A 19326-nucleotide genomic window follows, 5' to 3' on the forward strand; every position below is an offset into this window, starting at 1 on the left:
CACCCATGACTTACGGCAGTCTTTTCGAACGCCTGAACGGTGACACCGAGGAACGTGCGGGCTTGAGCCGCGACGCCAGCGTCATGGCCTCCGTGGCGGCTCATCTGACCAGGATGCTGGGCACCCGCGCGGGTAGTGTGCAGATATCACTCGATTATGGGTTGCCCGACCTCAACGACATGCGCCTGAGCCTGCATGACGCGCGAAGCCAAGCCATCAGCGCGATCAGGACATTCATTGAGACCCACGAGCCACGGCTCGGCAACGTCCGTGTCAGCTCGATACCGAATGACGCCAATCCGCTTTGCCTGTTCTTCAACATCGATGCCCTGCTCGATGCGCAGGGCCTGAAGCGGCGGATGAACTTGTCCGTTTGCCTGGACGGCAACGGTCAAGTCAAGGTCAGCCAAGGATAGCCACCCATGTCATTCAACCACTACTACCAGAGCGAATTGACCGCGCTTCGTCAGTTGGGCCGGCGTTTTGCCGAGCGTAACCCGGCGCTGGCACCGTTCCTGGGCCAGGCCGGGCGGGATCCGGATGTGGAGCGTTTACTCGAAGGGTTCGCGTTCCTGACCGGACGCTTGCGCCAGAAGCTCGATGACGAATTGCCAGAACTCAGTCATTCGCTGATGCAGCTGTTGTGGCCGAACTACATGCGACCGCTGCCGGCTTTCAGCATCCTGCAATTCGACCCGTTGGGGCGTTCTGGCCCCCCGCTACGGGTAGAGCGCGACACTCCGGTCGAGAGCAAGCCTGTCCAAGGCGTGCGATGCCGTTTTCGTACGTGCTACCCGACCGAGGTACTACCGCTGGCTCTGACCGGCTTGAATTATTCGGTAAAGGGCGACGGTTCACTGTTGAACCTGCGCCTGGAGATGCCGGGTGACGGTCACCTGGGTGAGGTGCAGTTGAGCCGCCTGCGCTTGCACTTTGCCGGTGAACGCTACATCAGCCAGATGCTCTATCTCAGCCTCCTGCGCAATCTTGAAGGTATCGAACTGATCCCGCTGGACAGTGCCGGCCAACCTGTCATCTCGGCCAGCGGCATACCAATGACGTTCGGCATTCCTGCCAACCGTGTCCAACCGGTGGGGTTTGCCGAGGAGGAAGCGCTGATCCCGTATCCATTGAATACCTTTCGCGGCTATCGCTACCTTCAGGAGTATTTCGCCTTCCAGGACAAGTTCCTGTTCGTCGACATCACAGGCTTGAACGTACTCGATGCCCTGCCGTCAACCGTCCTGGAACAGATGCGCGGCGTGGATCTGCGCTTCGAGATCGGCAAGAACGGTATCCAGCGACTGCATCCGACCCTGGATAACGTGAAGCTGTATTGCACCCCTATCGTCAATCTGTTCAAGCATGACGCAGAGCCGATCAGGCTGGATGGAAAGCAGGACGAGTACCTGTTGCTGCCGGCCAGTTACGACCGGGAGCACTGCGGCGTGTATTCGGTGCAAAGCGTGACCGGATGGAACCCCGGCGGCTTGGGGTACCGAACCTATGTACCGTTCGAATCCTTTGAACACGACTCAAGCGTCGATGTTCAAGACCGCCCCTATTACAGCGTCCGGCAACGGTCATCGCCGTTGCATGACGGCTTGGACACCTGCCTGGGCTTTGGCACCCGGGATATTCAGCACCATGAAACCCTGTCGATCGAACTGACGTGCACCAACCAGAACCTGCCGCGTCGACTCAAACTGGGTGACATCGACCAGCCCGGTGAAAAAAGCCCTCAGTCACTGGGTTTCCGCAACATCAGCCCGGTCACGTCCAGCTTCGCGCCACCGCTCAACCAGGATTTCCTCTGGAAGCTGATCAGCAACATGTCACTCAACTACCTGTCGCTGGCGGACGTGAACGCGCTCAAGGTGATTCTCGAAACATACGATTTTCCCCGTTATTACGACGAGCAGGCAGAAAGAACCAGCAAGTGCCTGTTGGACGGGCTCAAGTCCATCAGACATCGGCATGTCGACCGGTTGCACCGGGGCCTGCCGGTACGCGGTTTGCGCACCGAACTGACCATCGACCCGCAAGGCTATCTCGGTGAAGGGGACCTGTTCGTTTTTGCATCGGTCCTCAATGAGTTCTTTGCGCTTTATGCCAGCCTCAATTCGTATCACGAACTGCGGGTGAACAGCACACAGGGAGAGGTGTACCAATGGACACCCCGCATGGGTCAGCAACCTCTTCTTTAAGCGCACTGACGCATGGAATACGCGAGTACTCGCTGTTCCAGGCCGTGTTGCTGGTCATCGACCGACTCCGCGAGGCCCATCCGCTTCTGAGCGACGAGCATCTGTACGAGCTACTGGAGTTCCAGGCCAACCCAAGCCTCGGGTTTGCGGCCAGCGACATTGATCGCGTGGAGTTTTTCCAAGAGCATGGACGACTGCGGGCGCGCCTGCGCCTGAATCTGCTCGGTTTGGTGGGCGCAGGCTCACCGTTGCCGGCGTTTTATGGCGAACAAGCCTTCGGAGATGACGGGGACGGTAATCCAACTCGTCAATTTCTCGACCTGTTCCACCATCGTCTTCAACGGTTGATGCTGCCGATCTGGCGCAAATACCGTTATAGCGCGAGCTTCCAGAGCGGTGCCCGGGACCCGTTTTCCGAGCAGCTATTTGCCCTGGTTGGCCTGGGTGGCAACGCCATCCGCCAAGCCACTCAACTGAACTGGAGACGACTGCTGCCCTACCTGGGCCTCCTGAGCCTTCGCGCCCACTCGGCGGCGCTGATCGAAGCGGTGTTGCGCTATTACTTCAAGCACGCCGAGCTGAATCTCGAACAGTGCATCGAACGCCGCGTGAACATCATCGATGAACAACGCAACCGCTTGGGACTCGCCAACAGCGTGTTGCACGAGGATCTGGTACTGGGCGAGCAGATCCGCGACCGCAGCGGCAAGTTCCGCATCCACATCCGTAACCTGGACTGGCAGCGCTTCCACGAATTCCTGCCGATCGGTGTCGGTTACCAGCCGCTGTGCGCGCTGGTGCGCTTCACCCTGCGCGACCCACTCGAATATGACCTGCGCCTGGTCCTGCGCCAGCAGGAAATACGGGCATTGCGCATTGGCGAACACAACACGAGCCACTTGGGATGGACCAGTTGGCTGGGCCACGAACGCGCCGATGGCGTGGTGATCCTGGGCAGTAAAATTGATTGGGAATGGACGACATGATCAACGTAGACCTCCAGCAACTCATCCAGGCGCTGGATGCCGACACCCGAAACGACCTGGAACGCTCGGCCGAGCAGTGCGTGGCCCGTGGCGCTGACAAGGTCCTGGTGGAAGACCTGCTGCTGGGCCTTTTGGAACGTTCGGACAGCCTGCTCGCCCGCGCCTTGCAGGATGCCCGCATCAGTCCAGGCGAATTGATCGCCGCCCTGCAACCACGCCCAGGGCACAGCGCCTCGTGCAGTCCATCATTTGCCCCGGAGCTGGTGCAGTGGCTGCAAGACGCCTTGGGAGTGGCCAGCCAGGAGCTGGAGGAGAGCCAGATCGGACAAGCCGCTCTGATCCTGGCGTTGCTACGTCACCCGGCCCATCACGCCGACACGCCTTATCAAGCGCTGATGGCCGAGCTCAACATCGGCCGGTTGAAAGATTATGCCTTGGCGCAACGGGCCCAACTGACCGCCGCCTCATCCGTCATCAAGGGCGAGACCCTGCTGGAGCGTTTTACCCAAGACCTGACCCAACAGGCCCGCGACGGTCAACTGGACCCGGTGCTTTGCCGGGATGCTGAAATCAGGCAAATGATCGACATCCTGGCACGCCGCCGCAAAAACAATCCGATTGCCGTGGGTGAGGCCGGGGTAGGCAAGACCGCCATCGTCGAAGGACTCGCCCTGCGCATCGTTGCAAGGGAAGTACCAGCGGCACTTGCAGACATCGAACTGCGTTCGCTGGACATGGGACTGCTGCAGGCCGGCGCCAGCATCAAAGGCGAATTCGAGCGCCGCCTCAAGGGTGTGATCGATGAGGTCAAGGCTTCGCCCAAGTCCATCGTCCTGTTCATTGACGAAGCCCACACATTGATCGGCGCGGGCGGCAATGCCGGTAGTGCCGACGCAGCCAATCTGCTCAAGCCGGCCTTGGCCAGGGGTGAGCTGCGTACCATCGCCGCGACCACGTGGTGCGAGTATAAAAAATACTTTGAAAACGACCCTGCCCTGGCCCGCCGTTTCCAGCCGGTGCAACTGCACGAGCCCACCGTCGAGGATGCGGTCACCATCCTGCGCGGCCTTGCCCCGGCCTACGAAAACAGCCACGGTATCTATCTGCGCGATGATGCAGTGGTCGCGGCTGCGCAATTGTCAGCCCGTTACCTGACCGGCCGGCAACTGCCGGACAAGGCCGTTGACGTGCTCGATACCGCCTGCGCTCGCGTCCGTATCAGCCTCGCAGCCGCGCCCCAAAGCCTCGAACGGTTGCGCGGCGAACTGGCTGAAGGCGAGCGTCAGCGCCAGGCACTGCGCCGCGACGCCCAGGTTGGCCTGTCGATTGATTTCCAGGCGCTGGAAACGCTGGAAACACGACTGGATACCATCGAAACAGAACGCCAGACGCTCGAAACAGACTGGAGTGAGCAACGCATCCTCGCTGAACGCCTGCTATCGCTACGTCAGCAACTGGCCGCGGCGGATCAAACATCGGACGTCGAGATCCTGAAGTCGGCGCTACGCGAAACCCAGGATGCGCTGATAGCCGCGCAAACCAAGGAGCGCCTGGTCAGTTTCGAAGTCTGCCCAAGATTGGTGGCCGAAGTCATCAATGCCTGGACTGGTGTACCGCTGGCTCAACTGGCACGGGAACACAGCGCAAGCGTTGCCAGTTTCGCCACAGATTTGCGTGCCCGTATTCGCGGCCAGGAACAGGCCGTGCAGGCCCTTGACCGCGCGATGCGCGCGGCCGCCGCAGGCCTGAACAGACCTGACGCCCCGGTGGGCGTGTTCCTGCTGGTGGGGCCGAGCGGTGTCGGCAAGACCGAAACGGCGCTGGCCCTGGCCGACCTGCTGTATGGCGGCGAGCGTTTTATCACCGTGATCAATATGGCTGAGTTCCAGGACAAACACACCGTTTCCCGACTGATCGGCGCACCGCCGGGCTACGTTGGCTTTGGCGAAGGCGGCATGCTCACCGAAGCCGTTCGGCATAAACCCTATTCAGTGATTCTGCTCGACGAGGTCGAAAAAGCCGATCCGGACGTACTGAACCTGTTCTACCAGATCTTCGACAAAGGCCTTGCCAATGATGGCGAAGGGCGGGAAATCGATTTTCGCAACACGCTGATTCTGATGACGTCGAACCTTGGCAGTGAATACATCAGCGAACAGTGCGAAAACGGCACCCGACTGAGTGCGGAGCGCGTCGAGGAAGGCCTCCGCCCAATACTCAGCCGGCATTTCCAACCGGCCCTCCTGGCCCGCATGCGCGTGGTGCCGTACTTCCCGATCAGCGACCTGGTGCTGCACGAGCTGGTGGAAATCAAACTCAACCGCCTGGGCGAGCGCCTGCAGGCTCGTCGGCTGGGCTTCAGTTACTGCAAACAGCTGTTGGAGCATCTGGTTGAACACTGCATCCGCGGCGACAGTGGCGCGCGTGCAATCGACCGTTTGCTCGAGCGGCACTTGATGCCCCAGATAGCCGATCGCCTGCTCTCGGCCATGGCCAGTGGCGAAGCGTTGCGACAGGTGCACGCCACCCTTGACGGCAACGCTGGCATCGTCTGTGAGTTCACCTGAAATGGAGGCGATGTTCGAGCAGGTTCCGCGACCGTTGGCCTATGCCGAGGCTTTGCTTACGCAATTCTCCAGCCTGTCAGGCGCAACGGATGTCGCTACGTTACTGGGGGATTTTATCCAGGCTGCAGCCTGCCTCAGCGGGTGTGAACTGACACAGTTGTATTTGCTGGATGCCACCCATGCCCATCTGGAAATACACGCCGAATGCCTGGAGGGCCAGTTGCGGTTCCGTGACCGGACTCTGCCGCCCTCCGATTACAGTGGTGAACAACTGCTGCAATTCGCCCTGTGCCAGAACCGTATGGTCAGCCTCGACGCGTTGAACTCAAACCTTCACGAAATCGGCTTCCTGCCAAGCCGGTCGACACCCTGGCAGTCGCTGCTCTGTGTACCACTTCTCAATCCGCGCCAAACCGTCGAAGGCCTGTTGCTATGCGCCACCGGCAAGCGTCTCGACCTGCAAGGCTTTGCCAGATCCCTGAGTCAACTTGGGGCCTTCGCGCTGCGGCAGAAGTCTCTCTTGCAGCGTCTGCACCGTCCCGCCAGGACGTCTGATTCCGTCAACACAACCAGGCCCGGCATTAGCGGCTACGGGCTTATCGGCAAGAGCCCGGCAATGCGCCAGACCTGCCTGTTGATCAGTAAAGTCCTGCACAGCCCCTACACCGTCCTGCTACGTGGCGAGACGGGCACCGGCAAGGAGGTGGTGGCCCGGGCCATTCATGATTGTGGCCCGCGTCGAACCAAGGCTTTCATCGTGCAGAACTGTGCAGCGGTCCCCGAAAACCTGCTGGAAAGCGAGCTGTTCGGCTATCGCAGGGGCGCGTTCACCGGGGCCGACCGGGATCGTCTCGGGCTGTTCGATGCGGCTGAGGGCGGCACACTGTTGCTCGATGAAATCGGCGACATGCCATTGTCTCTCCAGGCCAAACTGCTGCGGGTGTTACAGGAAGGCGAAATCCGTCCGCTGGGGTCCAGCAAAACCCACAGGATCGATGTCCGGATCATCGCCGCGACCCACCGCGACCTGAAACAACGGGTGGAAGAAGGCCTGTTTCGCGAAGACCTGTATTACCGACTCGCCCAGTTCCCGATCCAGTTACCGGCGTTGCGCCAGCGGGAAGGCGACATTCTCGAACTGGCGCGACACTTCGCCGACAAGGCCTGCGCATTCTTGCGGCGCGATCCGGTGTGTTGGTCCGACGCAGCCCTAGATCATCTGGCCGCCTATGGCTTCCCCGGGAACGTACGCGAACTCAAAGCCCTCGTGGAAAGAGCCGTATTGCTGTGCGAGGGCGACGAGCTGCAGGTCGAGCACTTCGCGTTGCACATCGACACGCCGGCCGCCCGTGTCTCCATGGGTCTGCGCGAGCGGCTCGGGCAGATCGAGCGAGGCCTGCTGATTGATTGCCTGCGCAAGAACGCCGGCAACCAGACGCTGGCCGCCCGCGAACTCGGTTTGCCACGCCGCACCCTGCTCTATCGCCTCGGGCGCCTGAAGATTCAACCGAGGGACTTCGATGATTGACCCCATCGCCTGCCCCCGCCCTTTCAATTCTGGAGTCCTTCCGATGCCTGATTTTTCCTGGCAAGCCGTCCTGCTGGCCATCGTCGTGTCATTCGGCCTCGGCGGCTGCAACAGCAACTACAAATTCAATGACAGCGATTACCGCCCCCTGGGGGATCCCCAGGCCGTCAATCGCGGCAAGTGACCGCAAGGAGTACCGATGGAGCTTGTTCTTGAAATGCTGAACGCCAGACAGTTCGTTCCGGCGCCGCTGTGTCGCATGACGTTCGGGCCAACTGGCGGCGTGATAGGCCGGGGCGAGAGCTGTGATTGGACCATTCCCGACCGCCAGCGCTTGTTATCCAAGCGCCACGCACAGATCAGCTCGCGCGAAGGTGCATTTTTCCTGACCGACACCAGTGGCAACGGCGTAAGCCATCGCGCAAGTGGCGCACGCTTGCCCAAGGGCGACCCGGTACGCATCCAGGACGGAGACATCTTCCTTATGGGGGATTTCGAAATTCTGGCGCGGTTGGCTTCCGCCCAAACGAACGGCACCGCGCCGGCAGACCGTCCAATGTCTGTCGATAGCCTGATCCCGGACGATGCCTTTCTGGATCTCGACCCGCTGAAGGCACTGGGGCCACAACCCGGCGTGTTTTCAGAAATAGATGAACTGGTTAGCCCCTCTGCCATGTCCGCGGATGCTTTCAAAGGCCCCGACTACGCCCCCATCGACATGGAAAATCTGCTACTGCCGGAGCTGGTCGAAGCGCCAGCGGAACCCAAATTGGAAGCCTCGCCGACCACCGCCCCCCATCATCCAGCTGAAGATTTCTGGGAACGTTTCGGCGCGGCGCTGGGGATAAATCTTGGAAACCTGGACAACGAAGCCCGCGAAGCCCTGGCGTTAAGTGTTGTGAAGTTGCTCAGGCAAAGCATTCAGGGATTACAGCAGAGCCTGCATACCCGATCGGAGCTGAAGAGTGAACTGCGTCTGGCTCACACGCTCATCCAGGGTGAGAAAAAAAACCCGCTGAAGGTTGCCGACGATGCCCAGCACGCCTTGCAGATGCTGTTGCAACCGAACAAACCTGCCCAGTTGTCGCCCGACCAGGCCATTGCCCGCGCCTTTCGTGATCTGCAGGCCCATCAAGTGGCCTTGCTCACAGCAAGCCGCAACACGTTGCGCGCGACGCTGGAACACTTTTCACCGCAACGGCTGATGTTCCGACTGGAACGGGACCACAAGCCGCTAATCAGGACGAACGGTCACTATTGGAAGGCTTACGGCCGTTATCACCAGGCCTTGTGCCAGGACGACGACTGGACAGGACGATTGCTGGCCCGAGATTTTGCCCAGGCCTACGAAGAACAGGTTCGCCTGGTTTCCACCCTGCATACCGATCACCATGGATGATGCACATGTCTCGTTGCACGATGTTTTTCCTCACCACGTTGACGGCCGTTGTCACAACATTGCTGTTGGCCGGTTGCGCCACGCTGTCGCCGTTCTCGACGATGACCAAGCTCGCCCTCACGTTGACGGCCAGCGATCAACTCAACCCGGACCTCAACGGACGGCCATCGCCAGTGGTGGTGCGGCTGTTTGAGCTCCGGCACCCTGTGGCGTTCGAAAATGCGGACTTCTTCAGCTTGTATGAACGCGCCAGGGAAACGTTGTCGCCGGACCTGCTTTCCAGCGAAGAACTGGAACTGCGCCCGGGCGAGACCGTAGACCTGAAACTCGACATCGCTGGCGGTGGTCGTTACGTCGGTGTCGTCGCAGCGTACCGTGACCTGCCACAAGCCCGCTGGCGCCATACCTTGCCGGTTACCGCGGCGCAGCTCACCCAGGCAAGGCTGACCCTTGACCAGGATGGGATTGCCAACGCCATTGAAACACCCGCCGGAACCGACGCCCGATGAATCACGATAAAGTCATCTGGCAGGAAGGCATGCTGCTGCGCCCACAACATTTGCAGCACAACGACCGCTACTTCGATCATCAGTTGAAATTCCGCACGCGCTTCCTGTCCCAGTACACCTGGGGATTCCTGGCGCTGGAGATCGACACCCAGTTTCTCAGCATGGGTCAGTTGGTGGTCAGCCAAGCCTCTGGCGTCCTACCGGACGGCAGCCTGTTCGAAATGAACAGCAACGCCGCCCCCCTGGTACTGGAAGTCCCTCCCAATACCAGTAACACGCCGATCTATCTTGCTTTGCCGCTGGTAACCGGCAATCGCATCGAGTCCCGTCGTCCAGAGCAATCCGATGTCCAGGCGCGCTACATCACCTACGAAATGCAAGTGGCCGATTGCAATGCCGCAGAGGCGCTCAGCAGCCCGGTCAGTTGCGGCCGCCCGGACCTGCGCTTGCTGCTCGGCGAACAGCAGACCGACCAGGCGTTCGTGAAGCTCAAGCTCTGCGAGGTACTCGATACCACGTCCGATGGCCTGATCAGACTCGATCCGGACTTCGTCCCGACCTTCATCCAGGCCAGTTCATCCAGCTATCTGCGTTCGTGCCTCAAGGAGGTCATCGGCATGCTGGGGCACCGGGGCGACAGCCTCGCCGACCGGATTCGCTCCAACGGCAAGGCCGGAGGCACGCAGGTCGGCGACTTCATGATGCTGCAGTTGATCAACCGCAACGAACTGCTGTTGCGTCATGACCTGGATCTGGAACAGGTACATCCCGAACGGCTGTACCGTACCTTGCTGAGCCTGCTGGGTGAGTTGGCGACATTTTCCGGCGAGAGCAAACGCCCACCGTTCAACAACCATTATCGCCACAGCGACCAGGGTGGCTGCTTTCGAAGCTTGATGCAGGGCATCCGCCAGATGCTTTCCATGGTGCTTGAACAGCATGCGATTGAATTGCCTTTGCAGGCGCGTCAATACGGAATCATGGTCTCGCCGGTCCACGACCTTTCACTGCTGGGCTCGGCTTCGTTCGTCCTGGCCGCGAGCGCCCATTGCGACGGCGAAGAACTGCGCCAGCGCTTGCCCTCGCAGCTCAAGATCGGTCCGGTGGAACGCATCCGCCAGTTGGTCAATCTGCACTTGCCCGGGATCCGGATCAGGCCCCTGCCCGTGGCGCCGCGGCAGATTGCATTCCATGCCAACAAGACCTACTTCATCCTCGAACCCAACCCCGAAGACCTGTCCCAATTGAAGCGCTCCGCGGGCTTTGCCTTTCATGTTTCCGGAGACTTCACCGAGCTTGAACTGAACTTCTGGGCCATCAGGAACTGACTGAAATGGACAAGGAAAATCCTCAGGACGAAACCACCGTCCTGCTCGATCATCACGGACAACGCCCGGCTTCACAGCCATTGACCGACGGCGCCGCGCCGCCGCGTATCGAGCAGTTGCAGGAGCGCATGATCTACGCCGCGCACCAGCCATCCACGCGAACTCCAACGACGGGCCTCAATCCGCTGGTAGCAGCGGCATCCGGGTTGCTGTCGCAATTGGTAAGACTCAAACATGGTCGCGATCGTGAGGACTTGCGGACCCTCAAGCACGAACTGACCCGGGACCTGGGAGAGTTCGAAGCCCGCGCCGCGCAGAGCGGTGTCGAGAACAGCCAATTGGTTGCTGCCCGTTACGTCCTCTGCACAGTGATCGATGAAGCGGTGGTCACTACATCATGGGGCAATGGAAGCGGTTGGTCGCAAATGAGCCTGCTCAGTACCTTCCATAACGAAACCTTCGGCGGCGAAAAGGTCTTCCAGTTGCTGGATCGCTTATCGAAAAATCCCACCAGGCACTTGCCGATGCTTGAGCTGCTGTACTTGTGCCTGTCCCTCGGCTTCGAGGGCAAATACCGGGTCCAGACGCGCGGAGCAATCGAGCTCGAAGGCGTCCGCGACAGCCTCTACCGGCTGATCCGCCAGGTACGCGGCGAGGTTCCCAGTGAACTGTCGCCGCATTGCGAGGGCCTCGAGGGGGTGCGTCGCGCCCCCGTTCGCATCGTTCCGGCGTGGATCGTGGCGCTCTTCACCCTGGTGTGCCTGGGGATGATGTATTCGAGTTTTGCCTGGGTTCTGGCCGAGCACCGCAAGACTGTCCTGCACCCTTATCAATCACCAGAACCGGTCACCGCTCAGCCGTTGCCATAACAGGGATGTGTCATGAAATTTCTTTTCAGGAAGGTGGGCGCCTGGTTGCGTCCAACCTGGGTCTGGACGTTGCTGCTGGCCCTTTGCGCAGCGCTGTTGGTGTGGTTCCTCGGGCCGCTGCTGGCAGTCGATGACTATAAGTTCTGGGCAAGCCCGACGGCACGTTTGCTGACCATCAGTGCACTGTTGTTGGGGTGGGGCCTGGCAATGGTGTTCATCAATGGAAGTACTGTCGCCAGCGCGGCGCCCCAGGCAATCGATACCGACCGGAATCACCGCCTTCGCCAGGCCAGCATGAACGATGAACGACGCAAATTGCACTCGCGCTTCAAGCAAGCGTTGCGCCTACCCACCGCTTCACCTGCGCAGGCCGGCCACAACCTGAACCTGCACAACAGTTTGCCGTGGTACCTGCTGATAGGTCCGCCATCCGGCGGCAAGACCAGCCTGCTCGACTGCTCGGGCATTGATTTCTTCGTCAACAAGCCTGCACGCAAGCCAATAGACGGTGCATCGGCCACCCGGTATTGCGATTGGTATTTTTCCGAGCAGGCGGTGATGGTCGATACCCCAGGGCGCTATCTGACCCAGGTGGACGCCGAAGTCGATGGCAATGCCTGGAACACCTTGCTCGAACGGCTGCGCAAGCGCCGCCGCAATCGGCCCCTGAGTGGCGTGCTGGTCACTGTCCCCATCGAGCTCCTGCGTTGCGGGAGTGAAGATGAGGTCATCACCCTGGCCTGTCACATCCGTGGTCGTTTGCAGGAGCTGCAACGGCAACTGCATGTGGATGCACCCATTTACCTGGTCCTGAGCAAGGCCGACTGTGTACCGGGCTTCAACGAGTTCTTCGATTCACTGACTCGCGAGGACAGCGACCAAGTGCTGGGGGCGACGTTCAGCCGAAACCAACGAGGCACCGACGTGACCGTGCTGCGGGACGAGCTCGAGGCACTGCTCCATCGGCTCAACAGCCAAGTGATCACGCGCATGCATGAGGAACGCGACCTCCAACGCCGCAGTCAAATTCTCGACTGTCCTCATCAGTTGGGACTTATCGACAACAATCTGTGCCTGTTGGTCGAAAAGGCTTTCACCGGCAGTATCTGCCCGCTGCGTGGGTTCTACCTGACCAGCGCCTCGCCTGGCAGACGCCCGCGGTTCATCCAATCACTCCTCAGTCGGGTCATTTTTCCTGAAGCCGATCTGGCTGGCCTTGATCGCCGCGAGCGCAGCCGTATCCACTGGGGACAGCGGGCCCTGTACACGGGAGCGCTGTCAGCCCTCGGCCTGTTCGGGCTGCTGTGGGCGACCGGTTTTTCGTACAACCATGAACGCCTGGAACAGCTGCGGACCCTGGCGCAACGGTGGGAGCGGCAGCATCAGGCCCTGCAACCGGATGATGATTGGCTCGCCCTGAGCGAAGCCCTCGATACGCGCTTCGCCGCCACGCGGATTTTCCCGCCCGTCGGAAAGGTGCCACTGCATGAGCGCGCCGGCTTGTATCAGGGCGAACCGAGCGAGCCGGCCGTAACTGGCGCCTACAGCCGTGAATTGCGAGAACGATTACTGCCCCGGGTCACGCAGATGCTTGAAGGACATATCCGAGACAATCTGGATAACCGCGAGCGTCTGTTCAATAGCCTGCGCGCGTACCTGATGCTGAACCTGCAAGAACGACGCGATAACCCATGGCTCAAGGATCGGGTTGCCCGCGATTGGTCCTTGCACTACGCCGGCAATACGGCGCTCCAGAACAGCTTGAGTGGCCACTTCAAGCGCTTGCTGCTGCAACCATTCACCCAGCGGCTCGATGAATCTCTAGTGGCCGAGGCCCGGAAAGTCCTGCGCAGCGAGTCCATGGCCGCCGTGGTCTATCGCATGTTGCGCGAGCAGGCCAGACACCTGCCGCAGTATCGACTCAGCCAGCACATGGGGCCGCAGGGACCGCTGCTGGTCGGCGGCGACCATTCGATCCCCGGCTTCTACACACGTCGGGGTTACGAGCACTTCTTCTCGGTTCAGGGCGTGGCGCTGATCACCGAACTGCTGCGGGACAACTGGGTATTGGGCGAAGGTACAACCCTCAACGGCGGAGACTTGCGACGCCTGATGACCGAACTCGAACAGCTGTATTTTCGCGATTATGCCGACCAGTGGAGCGAAGCGATCGGACAGGTAGCCTTGCAATCGCTCGGCGGCACTGGCGAAGGGGCCGAACAACTGGCGAGGCTGACATCGGCCCATTCGCCAATCCTGCAGATGCTGGTGCAGGTCCGCGAAAATACTCGGCTCCAGACCGCTGCCGAACGTATTGATGAGGCGATGCCTGCAATCGGCAACGGTGCCGCCGCACAACGGGTGACCACCGCCCAGCAAACCTCCGACAGCCTCGCCGAGAAGTTACCGGAGACCGCGCAGAAATCCTTGCAGCGGCGCTTCGACCCCCTGCACCGTCTGTTGGACCCTGACAATGGTCCTTCTGCCGACCTGACCCAAGCCCTGCGTGCACTCGATGAAGTGCAGTTGCAATTGGCGAGCCTGGCTCGTGCCAGCCTGCCGGAGCAGGCTGCGTTCGACATGGCCAGGAGCCGCATGAGCGGCAAGCGTGATGCTCTGAGCAACCTGCGTGATGCGTCCACTCGCCTGCCTCGGCCGATCAGCGAGTGGTTCAACAAGCTGGCCGACGACAGCTGGCGCCTGGTGCTAAACGATTCATACCGCTTCCTGAACCAGCGTTACCAGAGCGAGCTGTACGGCTTCTACGGCAAGGCCATCAACAAGCGCTATCCGTTCACTGCCCACAGCGCCAGTGACGTTGCGATCAATGACTTCCGGGAGTTCTTCAAGAATGAAGGTATTGTCGACCGCTTCTTCGAGCGTTACCTGCAACCTTTCGTCAGCGGCTCTGCGGGGCACTACCGCCTTCGCGGCATCGACGGCCAGAGCTTGCCAATGACGCGAGCCTTTCTTGATCAACTGGCGGCGGCGGACACCATCCGCCGGAGTTTTTTCGCCGAGAACCCGGCCGAGCCGCAGGTGCAGTTCAAACTTGAGCCCTACACGCTCGACCCGGCAGTGACTCGTTCCGAGTTCCGTTTTGGTGACAAGGCGCTTGAGTACCGTCACGGCCCAATCCTGCCCGTGGCGTTCACCTGGCCGAGCGACGCGCAAGACGGCCGGGCCGCCCTGGTATTGGAGAAGTGGGTCGGGCGCGGCGTGGGTATCGAGAAAAACACCGGGCCGTGGTCGCTGTTTCGCCTGTTCGACCTGATGGAAACCGAATACCTGAGCGGACGCGACGTACGGGTACTCAAGGCAGACCTAGGCGGCCTGCGGGCCAACTTCCTGTTGATGAGCCAGCGCACGCCGAACCCTTTCGACATGAGCGTTCTGCGTACTTTCCGAATGCCGGTGCAGCTCTGATGCAGGACGCAGGTATCTGGCGCAGCGCGGCGGGCACGAACCCTGGCAAACTTCGGACACGGAACGAGGATGCCTTTCTCGACAGTCCGCAGCAGGGGCTGTGGGCCGTAGCCGACGGGATGGGTGGGTATGGCGGCGGTGATATCGCCAGTCAGTTGATCGTCGCTAATCTGGCGGCGCTGCCGCTGCACCCGGACCTGAGGGAGCGGTCCAAGGCCGTGCGCCAATGCCTGCGTTGGACCAATCGACGACTCAGCCAGGAACTGACTATCACCGCCGCACAGCATCCCGCCATTATGGGCAGCACCGTGGTGGCGTTGCTCCTGGAAGGTGACCGAGGTTCTTGCATCTGGGCGGGCGACAGCCGCTGTTACCTGTGGCGCAATCGGCAGTTGTATCAATTGTCCAAAGATCACTCGTTGCAACAGCAACTGATCACCCAGCAACACCTGAGCGTCGACGAAGCCAGCGCCCACCCTGCGGCCAAAGCGTTGACACGCGCGGTGGGCGCCGCGCCAGAGCTGACACTGGAAGTGCTGGAGCTGGACGTTAAGCCCGGTGACACGTTCCTGCTGTGCAGCGACGGCTTGCACCAGGATCTCGACGGCCAGACCCTGGGGCATGGGTTGAGCCTGGCCTCCCCTCAGATGGCGCTGGATTATCTGTTTGAACGGGTACTGCACGGCTCGGCGCGGGATAACCTGACGGCCGTGGTGATCACACAGTGACCTCTCCTGAATCAGACCCGCCCCCTCAGTCCACGTATGTCGCGTTCGCCGGCCCTCCCTCTGCCATGCCGTTCGGCCAACGGTGCCTTGGCGAAATGCCTGGCATCCTCGCGGGACGTTATCGCCTTGAACACTTGCTCGGTGCCGGTGGCATGGGCGTTGTCTACCGCGCCCGAGACCTGCTGCAAGAACAATACAGCGACCCCGATCCGTACATCGCGCTGAAAATGCTCAATGAGGACGTTGACGAGTCCCCCGACGCCGCTGCCCTGCTCTACAGCGAATTCAGCCTGAGCCGGCGATTGCATCATCCAAACCTGCTGCGTCCCTATACCTTCGAAGTGGATGCGGCCCAGCGGCGGGCGTTCATCACCATGGACCTGATGCGCGGCCTGACCCTGGACAAACTGCTTTGCGAACGCCCCCTCGGATTGCCCTGGCATGAATGGCACGGGATTGCCGTGCCCCTGCTCGACGCATTGGCCTACATCCATCGCCGAGGTGTTCTGCACGGCGACGTGAAACCAAGCAATGTGATGCTGAGCGAAGACGGCGTGCGTCTGTTCGATTTCGGCTTGGGCCTGGCGACGGAGGGTCCCTTGAAAGACCTGCCCCACCTGAATCGCAATCGCCTCAACGCCTGGACCCCAGGCTATGCCGCGCCTGAACTGTTGGACGGCTCGCCGCTGTCGGCGAGTGCCGATGTCTATGGCGTGGCTTGCGTGTTGTATGAACTGGCGAGTGGCAGGCATCCGTTCCGCCGTTTGCCTTCGACCCAGGCTCGCGATGACGGACTGGAATGCAAACTCAAGGCCCCACCCAACCTGCCCAGGCGCTGCTGGCCGGCGTTGCGAACGGCCCTGGCGCTTGATCCGGGGCGACGCAATATCGGTGCGGCGCAGTTGCGTGATGTCCTGGGGAGTGTTTCGTCCTGGTGGTGAGGGGGCTGTGGAACCTGTCAGCCAAGCCCCAAAACCTGTGGGAGGGAACCTGCTCGCGATAGCGGTCTGTCAGCCGACATCAAGGTTGGCTGTTCCGGCCTCATCGCGAGCAGGCTCGCTCCCACAGGGGACACCGTCTTTTTGAGAATGCACTGCCAGGAATTGGCGAGGCGGCAATTTGCCATCTACTCTCCGACTGGGCACGAAGGACCTCCTTTGCATTCTTAGGGAAAAGATCATGATAAACGTCACTTGGCCATCCGCGGTTGTGGTTGTTTGTTTACTGACAGGATGTGCGCCGTACCAGAAATCTCGGGTTCTTGAGGCCGACGAGCGGTTACTGACCTACTCCACCCGAGTGGATGGATATGGCCATAAAACCGAAGTGCTGTGCCCCGAGCCCAGCCCGGATGCACTCAAGACGTTGGCCGGTTCGTTATCCGCAGAAAAAGCGGATGTGGCTGCACTGGCGGCCGCGTTCCAGGAATCAGGAGCAAGTATCGGCCTGCGAACCCATTCGATCCAGCTGTTGAGGGATCAGCTTTACAGTATTTGCCAAGCCTACGGTAACTCGGGGATTACACCGAGTGCGTACCGGATGATGCTCACCCGGAACCAGCGCAACACTGTCGCTCTCATGGCGATTGAACAACTCACAGGGGTTGTCCGTAGCCCAAGCGTAACGCTGAGCGGCTCAGCGACAGCAGACAGCGCGGGCGCTGTGCTTGAGCTGACCACCCAGTTGAATGCGGCGAATGCGAAGTACAAGGGTATGGATCCAGCGACGGATGAAGCCAAGCAATTGAAAGCGTCGATTGATTCCATTGAGGCTGCGCTGAAGGAGGCGAGAAAGTCGCTGGTCACGGCCTCTGGATCAAGCGCCTCCACATTGGCAAGCACGAGCGAGATCAACAAGGACGTAATGGCTGTGGTTGCAGCCAGTGTCGAGAAAATTGCTGGCTCGGTTATCGGTGTAGATGACCAGTTTTATCTGTGTCTTGACCTATATGAAAGTATTGGCGAAGCCAGGGTTCCGGCCGTACTGAGGGAGAGGTGCTCTGCTGTTTTTGCCAGAGACTTGAGCGTGAAAAGCTTAGGTCGTTCAGATCGACAAGGGCAGCCAGGTCAACCCGGTGCTGGGGGCGTTGTGGATACGACGCCACCTCCTACTCTTGGAGATAACTCCAGAGTCGCTGATACGACACTATCTCCTACTCTCGGAGAAAACTCCCGAGTCACTCGTACAGTAACCCTGCCATCGGGTGCACAGCTGTTTATCTATGATGATAAGAGTATGGCTGTGATGAGAAAGCTGGAGCCTGGCGAATCACCCGAGAAGGAGATGGCCGCCGATTCCAAAGGTTTGCAAAAAGCGATTGAGGAACTTCGCCGAGGGGCGATGTAGTTTTCGCCGAAAGCGAGCCAGAGCGGAATGACATCGCGGCCTCTTCAGCAAAAGGCCAAGTTCGCACCTTGGCCCCAGTCCAGCTTTTTTGGTTGGCGATGGACCAACGCTCATTGCTGCAGCACGATAGATTGCGCTAAGAGCCCCAGCGGCCTTCACGCACCCGACGGAATAGGCGCTTTCTTACCCAAGCGGATCAGCTCATTGGAGAAACACAGCCCAACGATGATCAGCGCCGCGCCCACGTACAGGCTTTCACGCGGAACTTCATTGAGCACCACAAACGCCAGCAGCGCGGCGAACAACGGCTCGGTCAGCTCCAGCGCTTGCACCTGGGAAGGCTTGAGGTACTCGATGGCCTTGGTGGTGCAGAAAAAGCCGAGGATGGTCGGTAGGGCGGCCAGGGCCAGCAAAGCGGCAATAGCCAGGGGCGTCAGCTCGCCGATGACGAAGCCGTCGGCCCCCGCCGGCATCAGCAGGTACAGGCTGCCGAAGAACAGCAACTGACGGGTGAAGTGCAGCCCACCGGACACGCCCATCCGTTTCATCGCCACCGAAAATGCCCCGTAACCGCAACCGGCCATGGATGCGAGTGCCGCACCCTGGAGGGTGAAGCCTTGTTGCAGGTCGGCGCCAAAGATCACCGCGATGCCGGCGATAGCCAGGGCCGCACCCACGGTGGCGTTCGCGGTGATGGGATCTTTCAGGAACAGGCGCCCGAGTACGATGGAGGAGATGGACGCGCTCGCCATCAACATCACCACCACGCCCGCTGCGGCGTAATGCCGATAGGCCGACGTTTCAAAGTGGAACAGCACGAAGATGCCGAGGAACGCGCAGATCGCCGCCTGGGTCCATTTGGCGGTCGTGGCCGGGCGCTTGAGGCACAGCAGCAAGAACGAGAGCAGCAGGCAACCCAGGATCGTCTTGATTACGGCGACGCTGCTGGCGGTGAAGCCATTGCTCATGAGGACCTTGCTGAGCACGCCGATCGTGGCGTTCAGTGCAGCGGCGGAGAGTGCAAAGATGACGCCTTTGCTGAAACTGGCTTGCATGGAGGACGGTCCCTGTCGCGGTGATCGGAGCATGCTCGGGGAGTTCGATAAGACAAGTCAATGCCTGGCGAGGGTGGGTGGCTCTGGATGTCGTGCTGGGGCAAGGGGGGTGCCATGCCGTCGGAGGCCCGTCACCACAATTCCTTGTGGGAGCGAGCCTGCTCCGGGCGGCGATCCGACGATAGCGGCGGCACATTCGACATCCACGCAAGCTGACCCACCGCCATCATCGGATCGCCGCCCGGAGCAGGCTCGCTTGTATGGTAGGACTTGAAGGGAGGAGGAGGGACAAGGCTCGATTCTGACTGTTAGCCGCAGTACAGACCGTGGGAGATTTCATCCCTCCTCCTTTCACCCAAGCGCCGATAAAGAATGCAT

15 protein-coding genes are annotated in these 19326 nt (G+C 60.5%); 14 read left to right on the forward strand and 1 reads right to left on the reverse strand.

Annotated features, from left to right (window positions below):
* The first annotated feature begins 5 nt into the window (after positions 1-5).
* The 14 genes from tssE (at position 6) to FBY02_RS10595 (ending at position 17893) form a co-directional block, all read left to right on the forward strand.
* Positions 6-416 (forward strand): type VI secretion system baseplate subunit TssE, encoded by a 411-nt coding sequence (gene tssE / locus FBY02_RS10530; protein WP_144926946.1) that lies wholly within the window; start codon positions 6-8, stop codon positions 414-416.
* A 6-nt stretch (positions 417-422) separates the two neighbouring features.
* Positions 423-2207 carry a type VI secretion system baseplate subunit TssF gene (gene tssF, locus FBY02_RS10535; RefSeq protein ID WP_144926949.1) on the forward strand — a complete coding sequence of 595 codons (1785 nt, stop codon included), beginning with the start codon at positions 423-425 and terminating at the stop codon, positions 2205-2207.
* Positions 2171-3193, forward strand: coding sequence for a type VI secretion system baseplate subunit TssG (gene tssG / locus FBY02_RS10540; RefSeq protein ID WP_144926952.1), 1023 nt, complete (start codon positions 2171-2173; stop codon positions 3191-3193). The genes tssF and tssG overlap by 37 nt, the downstream gene beginning before the upstream one ends.
* Positions 3190-5760: a type VI secretion system ATPase TssH gene (tssH, locus tag FBY02_RS10545; protein ID WP_144926955.1), complete on the forward strand. Its 2571-nt coding sequence runs from the start codon at positions 3190-3192 to the stop codon at positions 5758-5760. Before tssG ends, tssH begins: the two co-directional genes overlap by 4 nt.
* A gap of 10 nt (positions 5761-5770) precedes the next feature.
* Positions 5771-7288 (forward strand): sigma-54-dependent Fis family transcriptional regulator, encoded by a 1518-nt coding sequence (locus tag FBY02_RS10550; RefSeq protein ID WP_144927033.1) that lies wholly within the window; start codon positions 5771-5773, stop codon positions 7286-7288.
* A gap of 43 nt (positions 7289-7331) precedes the next feature.
* Positions 7332-7472, forward strand: coding sequence for a type VI secretion protein (locus tag FBY02_RS10555; protein WP_144926958.1), 141 nt, complete (start codon positions 7332-7334; stop codon positions 7470-7472).
* Between the two features lie 15 nt (positions 7473-7487).
* Positions 7488-8687 (forward strand): type VI secretion system-associated FHA domain protein TagH, encoded by a 1200-nt coding sequence (gene tagH, locus FBY02_RS10560; protein WP_144926961.1) that lies wholly within the window; start codon positions 7488-7490, stop codon positions 8685-8687.
* A gap of 5 nt (positions 8688-8692) precedes the next feature.
* A complete protein-coding gene (tssJ, locus tag FBY02_RS10565; protein ID WP_144926964.1) occupies positions 8693-9196 on the forward strand; it encodes a type VI secretion system lipoprotein TssJ in 504 nt (167 codons plus the stop codon).
* Positions 9193-10524 carry a type VI secretion system baseplate subunit TssK gene (gene tssK / locus FBY02_RS10570; protein ID WP_144926967.1) on the forward strand — a complete coding sequence of 444 codons (1332 nt, stop codon included), beginning with the start codon at positions 9193-9195 and terminating at the stop codon, positions 10522-10524. Before tssJ ends, tssK begins: the two co-directional genes overlap by 4 nt.
* A gap of 5 nt (positions 10525-10529) precedes the next feature.
* Positions 10530-11393: a type IVB secretion system protein IcmH/DotU gene (icmH, locus tag FBY02_RS10575; protein ID WP_144926970.1), complete on the forward strand. Its 864-nt coding sequence runs from the start codon at positions 10530-10532 to the stop codon at positions 11391-11393.
* 12 nt (positions 11394-11405) lie between these two features.
* Entirely contained in the window at positions 11406-14819 is a 3414-nt protein-coding gene (gene tssM, locus FBY02_RS10580) for a type VI secretion system membrane subunit TssM (RefSeq protein ID WP_144926973.1), read from the forward strand.
* Positions 14819-15547: a PP2C family serine/threonine-protein phosphatase gene (locus FBY02_RS10585; protein WP_144926976.1), complete on the forward strand. Its 729-nt coding sequence runs from the start codon at positions 14819-14821 to the stop codon at positions 15545-15547. Before tssM ends, FBY02_RS10585 begins: the two co-directional genes overlap by 1 nt.
* Positions 15548-15612: 65 nt before the next feature.
* Positions 15613-16488: a serine/threonine-protein kinase gene (locus FBY02_RS10590; protein WP_144927012.1), complete on the forward strand. Its 876-nt coding sequence runs from the start codon at positions 15613-15615 to the stop codon at positions 16486-16488.
* Between the two features lie 238 nt (positions 16489-16726).
* Positions 16727-17893, forward strand: a complete 1167-nt coding sequence (locus FBY02_RS10595) for a hypothetical protein (protein WP_144927015.1) — start codon at positions 16727-16729, stop codon at positions 17891-17893.
* A gap of 155 nt (positions 17894-18048) precedes the next feature.
* Here FBY02_RS10595 and FBY02_RS10600 read toward each other — a convergent pair whose 3' ends face one another.
* Entirely contained in the window at positions 18049-18948 is a 900-nt protein-coding gene (locus tag FBY02_RS10600; protein ID WP_144927018.1) for a DMT family transporter, read from the reverse strand.
* Positions 18949-19326 lie beyond the last annotated feature (378 nt).

Source organism: Pseudomonas sp. SJZ078 (genome assembly GCF_007828255.1).
Lineage (GTDB): Bacteria > Pseudomonadota > Gammaproteobacteria > Pseudomonadales > Pseudomonadaceae > Aquipseudomonas.

Bases quoted from the DNA above. Each gene is read 5' to 3' on its own strand.
- tssE (WP_144926946.1), top strand. From the start codon at position 6: ATGACTTACGGCAGTCTTTTCGAACGCCTGAACGGTGACACCGAGGAA.
- tssF (WP_144926949.1), top strand. From the start codon at position 423: ATGTCATTCAACCACTACTACCAGAGCGAATTGACCGCGCTTCGTCAG.
- tssG (WP_144926952.1), top strand. From the start codon at position 2,171: ATGGACACCCCGCATGGGTCAGCAACCTCTTCTTTAAGCGCACTGACG.
- tssH (WP_144926955.1), top strand. From the start codon at position 3,190: ATGATCAACGTAGACCTCCAGCAACTCATCCAGGCGCTGGATGCCGAC.
- FBY02_RS10550 (WP_144927033.1), top strand. From the start codon at position 5,771: ATGTTCGAGCAGGTTCCGCGACCGTTGGCCTATGCCGAGGCTTTGCTT.
- FBY02_RS10555 (WP_144926958.1), top strand. From the start codon at position 7,332: ATGCCTGATTTTTCCTGGCAAGCCGTCCTGCTGGCCATCGTCGTGTCA.
- tagH (WP_144926961.1), top strand. From the start codon at position 7,488: ATGGAGCTTGTTCTTGAAATGCTGAACGCCAGACAGTTCGTTCCGGCG.
- tssJ (WP_144926964.1), top strand. From the start codon at position 8,693: ATGTCTCGTTGCACGATGTTTTTCCTCACCACGTTGACGGCCGTTGTC.
- tssK (WP_144926967.1), top strand. From the start codon at position 9,193: ATGAATCACGATAAAGTCATCTGGCAGGAAGGCATGCTGCTGCGCCCA.
- icmH (WP_144926970.1), top strand. From the start codon at position 10,530: ATGGACAAGGAAAATCCTCAGGACGAAACCACCGTCCTGCTCGATCAT.
- tssM (WP_144926973.1), top strand. From the start codon at position 11,406: ATGAAATTTCTTTTCAGGAAGGTGGGCGCCTGGTTGCGTCCAACCTGG.
- FBY02_RS10585 (WP_144926976.1), top strand. From the start codon at position 14,819: ATGCAGGACGCAGGTATCTGGCGCAGCGCGGCGGGCACGAACCCTGGC.
- FBY02_RS10590 (WP_144927012.1), top strand. From the start codon at position 15,613: ATGCCGTTCGGCCAACGGTGCCTTGGCGAAATGCCTGGCATCCTCGCG.
- FBY02_RS10595 (WP_144927015.1), top strand. From the start codon at position 16,727: ATGATAAACGTCACTTGGCCATCCGCGGTTGTGGTTGTTTGTTTACTG.
- FBY02_RS10600 (WP_144927018.1), bottom strand. From the start codon at position 18,948: ATGCAAGCCAGTTTCAGCAAAGGCGTCATCTTTGCACTCTCCGCCGCT.